Source organism: Aeromonas sp. QDB62 (assembly GCF_027705695.1).
Classification (GTDB): Bacteria; Pseudomonadota; Gammaproteobacteria; order Enterobacterales; family Aeromonadaceae; genus Aeromonas; species Aeromonas allosaccharophila.
In genome coordinates this window covers 1-7,416 of the sequence record NZ_JAPDCD010000084.1, presented here as the reverse complement: position 1 = coordinate 7,416, position 7,416 = coordinate 1, and the positions used below count along the sequence as shown (strand labels likewise).

Sequence of the window (7,416 nt, the reverse complement as noted above, 5' to 3'; positions counted from 1 at the left end):
TTCAGCCGCATAAATGGAGGCGACCTGGAACGGGGCGCTGTTCAGTGCGGCAACGATCCGATTACCGGTGTCGACCCGGACCAGCCAGTCGCTGACACAACGGCTGAAGGGCTTTGTCCTGCAGGAACCGGCCGTTCGCGAGCGACATTCTTTCCGCTCGCAACTGTATCGGATGTATGACGGACGCCCCTTCCATTGAACAGAATGGCGGTGTTCATTCGATTTCGGACTCGATGTCCGTGTTACGCCACTCGAGAGGCAATTCCGACTGGGCACAGTACCGAGCGTCAAGAGCGACGACGTCCTGCTCCTTGGCCAAGAAGCGGGAGTCATTATCAAGTATGTATTGCAGATGCCGAGTCTCCGGCGCGTCCCCCTGGAAATCGGCGCACTCTTCTTCCACGCGATAAGTGGCTGGACCGGTCTGCTCGATACGCTTGAACTCGCAGAAATACCGCGCTCCGCCGATGCCATTCCGTCTCAGAAGCAAGAGGGTGGCGTTCGAGGCTTTGGCGCAAGGCGTATCGCTGGCGACGTAGTAGCCGCGCTGCAGCGGGAGGACAGCCACCTGCCGGAGGCTTTGCGCTGTCGTTGCGCGGACGTCTCGGGAGGCTTGGAGCTCAGGCGAAGGATTGCACGCTGCACTCAGGAGGCATAGCAGGATGATCCGGCACTGAGCCCACTTTGCCCTCGTGACGGACGTCTGGAGGGTACCAGGCGCCTTGCTCATGATGCCGGCATGGCCAAGTTCAACGCCTTGCCGATCTCAGTGGCAACGCCCTTGGCAGTGACCTCATCCAGTCCGGCAGCGAGCACATAAGCCTTTCCGGCAGCTTCGACTTCAACCCGATACGCCACCTCGGCAAGTGCTCGCCGACCCGCCAGCCCCATCGTGACGCCGGTGGGAATGCCTTGATTCGCGTCGTAAACGATCTCGACGCCCCCAGCGAACTTGTTCCTGATGCGCAGGTCATGAATGTCGTCCTTACGCAAGAAGGTTCCGTCGGTCTCAATGCCTTCTGGATTCACGCGAAAACGGCGAGGTGCCGTGGGATTGCCACCCCGGTGGTCCTGCAGCAAGACCAGCCATGTCAGCAAAGCGAAGATCAAGCCCAGGACCCACAGGTAAGCCATTCCACTTCCCACGACGCCTGCGCCCAGGATGATCGAGAGCACGGCAGGAAACCAGAGAATGGGCGGCGCAGCGGGAACAACTGTCAACTGCAGCCAAGCGCCATCTTCCTGTTTGACATACTCGGCCGCATTCTTCGAGGAGGCGCGGAAACGCCGGTATGCAAAGAACAACAAAATTGCGGCGAACGCATATTTGACGGCAGCTTCTCCGAGGGATCTAGGACTGGCCAGCAGCAGAAACCAAAGGCCTGCAACACCATAGATGACTGCAATGACTCGATTCATAGTTCTCCCTTCCTTCGCAACCGAATAGAGATTCCGCACGAGGACGTCGAACGCGAAAATTACCTGAAAGATGTCATAAAGTCAGCATCTCGAATTCTCAAGGCACCGGCTCGTCCTCAATCTGAGCGAAGCTGCCGTTCGAGTGACGACGCTACAGACAGGCCGACCGGCAGCAGTTGGCCGGCAGCAGCCCGTCGTTGCCTGATGGATCCAACCCCTCCGCTGCTATAGTGCAGTCGGCTTCTGACGTTCAGTGCAGCCGTCTTCTGAAAACGACAGCGCGACACAGTAAATCAAGGCATTGCGGTTCTCGAAAATAGTTCTTGAAAGGCTATTCTCGACCCCTTAGCATTGCAATGAGTTTCGATAAGAAAGGATACCCATGCGACCGTCCGTTGTGCTCGACATGAAACGAAGTGCAGTGCGCGAAGCAGTAAGCCGTTTTCGCACGGCGAACCCGCGCGTCTTCGGATCGGTGCTGCATGGTACTGACCGCGATGGCAGCGACCTCGATCTACTGGTCGATGCGCTGCCGGGTGCCACGTTGTTGGACTTGGGCGATCTGCAAGACGACCTGGAATCCTTGCTTGGCGTTCCCGTCGATTTGCTGACGCCCGGCGATCTGCCGCCGAAGTTTCGGGCCAAGGTACTCGCGGAAGCGCAATCGGTATGAGCGAGAACCACCGACTGCCCGACTACCTCGATCACATCCAGCAGGCAGCAACCGATGCGTGCAGCTTCGTGGAAGGGCTGACCAAAGACGACTTCCTGGCCGACAAGCGCACCCAGCAGGCTGTCATCATGAGCCTGATCATCATCGGTGAGGCCGCTACGAAAGTGATGGAGGGCTACGCCGGCTTTATCCAGGCGCACCCCGATGTGCCGTGGCGCAGCATGCGCAACATGCGTAATCGCATGGCCCACGGCTATTTCGCCATCAATCTCGATGTGGTGTGGGAGACGGTACAAGAATGGCTGCCGGCGTTGCAGAAACAACTGCCTGCCGTGCGCCAGGACGCCGACGATGAAGCCCTTCACAGCGAAGTCAGCCGTGTCACGAGTGTCATCAAGGACATTGCGGACCAGACCAACCTGCTGGCGCTCAATGCAGCCATCGAAGCCGCTCGCGCCGGAGAAACCGGGCGCGGCTTTGCCGTGGTGGCCGACGAAGTGCGCAAACTTGCCGAGCGAACCGCCAGAGCGACACAGGAAATCGGACAAATGACGCAGAGTATACAAAACGAAACCCAACACGCGGTCGACGGCAACTCACCCCAAGGCTGTGGAAGCAACACTTCGCGGCCAATCCGCTTCGATCCGATCTCCACCCGCGCTCGAAGTAGGCAAGAACGCCGCTCGGTTACCGCTTACGTTGCTGCTGGCCACCCTGATTGCCTCCAAGAGACGGACCGCCGAAGTGGTCGAGATCGTGGCCACAGTCAAGCTGCTCCGCCGGTCGGAAAGAAGCTGGTAACATTTGTCACCTTTCCCAGAGTGACGCTCATGCGGCCGATCCGATGTCTTGCCTTCCTGGTCCTGTCGTTGGTCTTTGCTGGGTGTGGTGAGGGTGTCGATCGAGAACCCGCGGTCGCAATCTCCACATCCCCGCCCCCCGTTGTAAAGCCGCGAGTGGCGTTGGTCATGAAAACGCTGACCAATCCGTTCTTCGTTGAGATGGAGAAGGGTGCGCGCAAGGCGGAGATTGAGCTCGGCATTGAACTGATCGTCAAGACGGCAGCGCAGGAAACCTCATTCGAACAGCAGGTTTCGATCGTCGAAGATCTAGTTCAGAACAAGCGGGCCGATGCGCTCGTGATCGCCCCTGCGAATGCACACCATCTGATTCCTGCGGTGCGAAAGGCGCGTGATGCGGGTATTCCGGTGGTGATTATCGATGCCCGCCTGGATGCCACCCAACTCGCAGTGGCGGATCTCGCCGGCCTGCCCTTTATCAGCGTGGACAACGAGAAGGGGGCCTATCTCGCGGTCAAGGCGCTGAGCGCAGGGATTGAAGTGCCGACCACGGCAGCCATTCTCGAAGGCATTCGTAGTGCCGAGAATGCGCAGGCGCGCAAGCAAGGTGCGGAGCGTGCGTTTTCAGAGAACACGGCGATCCGAGTGGTTGCCAGTGAAACCGCCAACTGGAAGATCGATGAGGCCTATGAGGTAACCAGGAAAATGTTCGAGCTGCATCCGGGCATCGGCCTGCTGTTCGCCGCCAACGACATGATGGCACTGGGGGCCTTGCGATACTTGAGCGACAATGGGCTGAGCTCGGTCAAGGTGGCCGGTTTCGACGCCTTGCCCGAAATCCGGACCATGGTCGATCAGGGCAAGCTAGCGGTTACCGTCGACCAGCGCTCGGCGGAGCAAGGTTATCAAGGTGTTCTGTATGCGATTCGCCTGCTCAAGGGCGAAAAAGTGCCATCAGAAACGCTGATCGATGTGGCGCTGGTCAGCGCGCCGAAGTAGGCCCGGGATTGCGTTTGAACATCATGACGATCAAATTCGCCGCTCCCTTGGCGGAGTCGGCCCGTTGCTCATGGGTGGGGGGCGGATGCGGCTGAACCTCACCCAGCGCTTCATTGTCTACCTGATTGTGCTTAGCATCCTGCCACTGTTGGTGGTGGGCTTATCGGCGATACACCTGTCGAACCAGGCTCTGGAACATGAGACGCGCAGCAGTGCGATTCAACAGGCTCACGACAAGGCTGCCCTGCTCAACGGGCAGATGGCGCAGATCGAAGCATTGATCGCTAACATCAGCGGGGTTGAGCAGATTGTCGAGGCGGTCTCGGCTGAGCCGCCCGATGGCGATGTGTTCACGCGCCTGGCCACCCAGGCGCAGATCGGCTACGTGCTCAACAATTACATCAACCTGGACGGCCTTGTCTCCATCGACATTTTTACCTTGGGGGGTAGTCACTACCACGTCGGCGACACCCTGGTTTCAAATAACCTGGATGTAACGGCGCGCGAACAGTTGATCGCAGAGACCCTGGCCGCTCCCAGCCGGATACATTGGGCAGGTGTGCAGGCCAACCTCAATCGTGACTCCGCCCACCGCCAGGTGGTAACGGTAGCCCGAGTGATTCGCCGTTTCGATCTGGCGACTTCGCGCGAGGTCCCGGTCGCCTTGCTGCTGATCAACTACGACCCACACCAGATTCGCCGCGAGTTCAGCAAAGCAGGCGTTAGCGAAGATCGCCTGCTGATCGTGTTGGACGGGCGTGATCGCCTCGTATATCACCCCGATCCAGCACGCCTCGGCTCGCACGCAGAACCAGCGTTGATTGCCCAGCTGGCCGAAGCACACAGCGCGACGGTAACGATCAATGCTGCAAGTGGAGTACTCATTAGTCAAGTCGCCCTGCACGCTCCCGGCTGGCGACTTGCGATCTTGGTTCCGGAAGAAACGCGGTATCGCTCAGCGCAGGCCATTGGACGGACCACCACCGTGGCGATGCTGGTGTCGCTCCTTATCGTGGGCGTGGGGGCGGTCTTGTTCGCGCGCCGGGTGGTGCAACCGATTCGTGATGTTGCCAGACGCTTCGGGCAACTACGCGACCTGCCCGATGCCGAATTGCTGCCGCTGGCGCCGCGCGGCGATGACGAGATCGGCAATCTCTCGCGCGGGTTCAATGCCTTTCTGGATGGTTTGAATGTCCGGCGTCAATCCGACGCAAAGCTCCAACTCGCAGTAAGCGTATTCAGCCACGCCCGTGAAGGTATCGTTATCACCGATGCCGATGGCCACATTATCGAGGTCAACGACGCCTTCACCCGTATCACCGGCTATCCCCGAAACGAGGTACTCGGCCGCAACCCCCGCATCCTCAGCTCCGGGCGCCATGATCGAGCTTTCTATGACGAGATGTGGCGTGATCTGCGCACCCGAGGGTACTGGGAGGGGGAGGTCTGGAATATGCGCAAGTCCGGACAGGAGTACGCCCAGTCACTCGCAATCGCGGCCGTGCGCGGGAGCGATCAGCAGACCTCCCACTATGTGGCGCTGTTCTCGGACATCACGCGGCAAAAGGACAATGAGCAGCAGCTCAGGCATATCGCGCACTTCGATCCGCTCACCGGCCTTCCCAACCGGGTGCTGCTGGCCGATCGCCTCGAGCAGGCCATCGTACGGGTAAGGCGCAGCGGCCTGCCGCTGGCACTGGCTTATATCGATCTGGATGGGTTCAAGTCAGTAAATGATGTACATGGCCATGACGTCGGCGATCAACTGTTGGTGACCCTTGCCGCGCGCATGAAGGATTGCCTGCGCGAGGGCGATACCGTCGCCCGCCTGGGTGGCGACGAGTTCGTCGCCGTACTTGCCGATCTGAGCAATCAGAGTACAGCGAAGGATCTGATCGATCGATTGCTGTCCGTCATCGCCCAACCGGTAAAGGTGGATGGCGTGGTCGTTCAGGTTTCCGGCAGCATCGGGATTTCCCACTACCCGCAAAGTGATGATGTCGATCCCGATCAGTTGCTGCGCCAGGCGGACCAAGCGATGTACCAGGCCAAGGTCGCGGGCAAGAACCGTTACCATATTTTTGACACCGCACGGGATGCAAGTCTGCGCGGTCAGCACGAGCACCTGGAGCGCATCCGGGAGGGATTAATCAAGAACGAGTTCGTGCTTCACTACCAGCCCAAGGTCAACATGCGCAGCGGCGAGGTGATCGGAGCCGAGGCCCTGATCCGGTGGCAACACCCGGATCAGGGCCTGCTTGCACCCGTGGAGTTTCTGCCGCCGATCGCACAACATCCGCTGGAAGTGGAACTGGGACGCTGGGTGATCGACACTGCGCTGACCCAGATCGCGGCATGGCAGGACGCGGGAGTCGATTTACCGGTTAGCGTGAACATCTCCGGCTTTCATCTGCAGCAGGCCGGTTTTCTGGATGAACTGCGAGCCCTGCTGGCAGCGCACCCGAACGTGCCGCGCGGCTATCTTGAGCTAGAAGTGCTGGAGAGTAGCGCTCTCGAAGACATCGCCCTGGTCTCCGCGGTTATCGATGCATCCGCGACGCTCGGAGTCAGTTTTGCGCTCGATGATTTTGGCACCGGTTATTCGTCGCTCACCTATCTCAAGCGCCTGCCGGCGCAAGTGCTCAAGATCGATCAGAGCTTCGTTCGCGACATGCTGCAGGACTCGGACGACCTCGCTATTCTAGAAGGAATACTGGGGCTGGCCACCGCCTTTCGGCGCAGGGCGATTGCCGAGGGGGTGGAGACGGTGGCGCACGGCGAAACCCTGCTGCGGCTCGGCTGCGATCTGGGCCAGGGCTATGGCATCGCCCGACCGATGGCGGCGGCCGATCTGCCTGCGTGGCGCCAGCGTTGGCGCCCCGACCCACGATGGGCGCATGCACACTGCCTCGACCGCGAGCTGATGCCGGTGCTGATTGCCGGTGTCGAGCATCGAGGCTGGATTGTTGCCCTGGGGGAACACCTCGATGGCAGGCGCGACGCGCCGCCGCCACTCGATCATCATCAATGCCGATTCGGCCAGTGGCTCGACAAGACCATCCATCAGCCGCGCCACGCCGCAACCTTCGCCACCATTGAAACCTTACATCTCCGGGTACACGCGCTGGCCGCCGACTTGCTCAAGCGGCGTTCGCAGGGTCACGATGTCGAAGCTTTGGCCGGTATGGCGGAACTTCACGCACTCTGGGACGCGCTGCTGGTCCACCTCGAATACCTGTTGAAGGACGATCCGCGCAGCCTGGCGCCGTCGTCTGGAGGCGGATCAAACTGTCGATAGAGAATCCCCCCTGAATCGCCCCGGGTTTGGTGGAGTCGGCACCGGTCGTAGCTTCCGGACACTTAAAGACCGTCAATCTCCGTGCGGTTCCGCCCCCGCTGCTTGGCTTGATACAGCGCCGCATCGGCTGCGGCCAGTAACAGGAATAGCTGTCATTTTCAGAAGACGACTGCACCAGACAACGCGGTTTGAAGGCTGTTGTGCAGTCGTCTATTGAACGAACAGTA

General features: G+C 59.9%; 4 protein-coding genes and 1 pseudogene. 4 read left to right on the top strand and 1 reads right to left on the bottom strand.

Annotated features, from left to right (window positions below):
- Nucleotides 1–726: 726 nt before the first annotated feature.
- On the bottom strand, nt 727–1,419 hold the full coding sequence (locus OKC27_RS22115; protein ID WP_043851120.1) for a hypothetical protein: 693 nt from the start codon (nt 1,417–1,419) through the stop codon (nt 727–729).
- A 382-nt stretch (nt 1,420–1,801) separates the two neighbouring features.
- Between OKC27_RS22115 and OKC27_RS22110 the strand changes: the two genes are divergently transcribed.
- The 4 genes and pseudogenes from OKC27_RS22110 to OKC27_RS22090 all read left to right on the top strand — a co-directional run bounded on the left by OKC27_RS22110 (nt 1,802) and on the right by OKC27_RS22090 (nt 7,189).
- Nucleotides 1,802–2,092, top strand: coding sequence for a nucleotidyltransferase family protein (locus OKC27_RS22110; protein ID WP_043851119.1), 291 nt, complete (start codon nt 1,802–1,804; stop codon nt 2,090–2,092).
- A pseudogene (locus OKC27_RS22945) lies at nt 2,089–2,619 on the top strand (methyl-accepting chemotaxis protein); the annotation flags it as partial. The gene OKC27_RS22110 and the pseudogene OKC27_RS22945, both read left to right, overlap by 4 nt.
- Nucleotides 2,620–2,922: 303 nt before the next feature.
- Nucleotides 2,923–3,891, top strand: coding sequence for a substrate-binding domain-containing protein (locus OKC27_RS22095; protein WP_043851129.1), 969 nt, complete (start codon nt 2,923–2,925; stop codon nt 3,889–3,891).
- Between the two features lie 85 nt (nt 3,892–3,976).
- On the top strand, nt 3,977–7,189 hold the full coding sequence (locus OKC27_RS22090) for an EAL domain-containing protein (RefSeq protein WP_270806713.1): 3,213 nt from the start codon (nt 3,977–3,979) through the stop codon (nt 7,187–7,189).
- Nucleotides 7,190–7,416 lie beyond the last annotated feature (227 nt).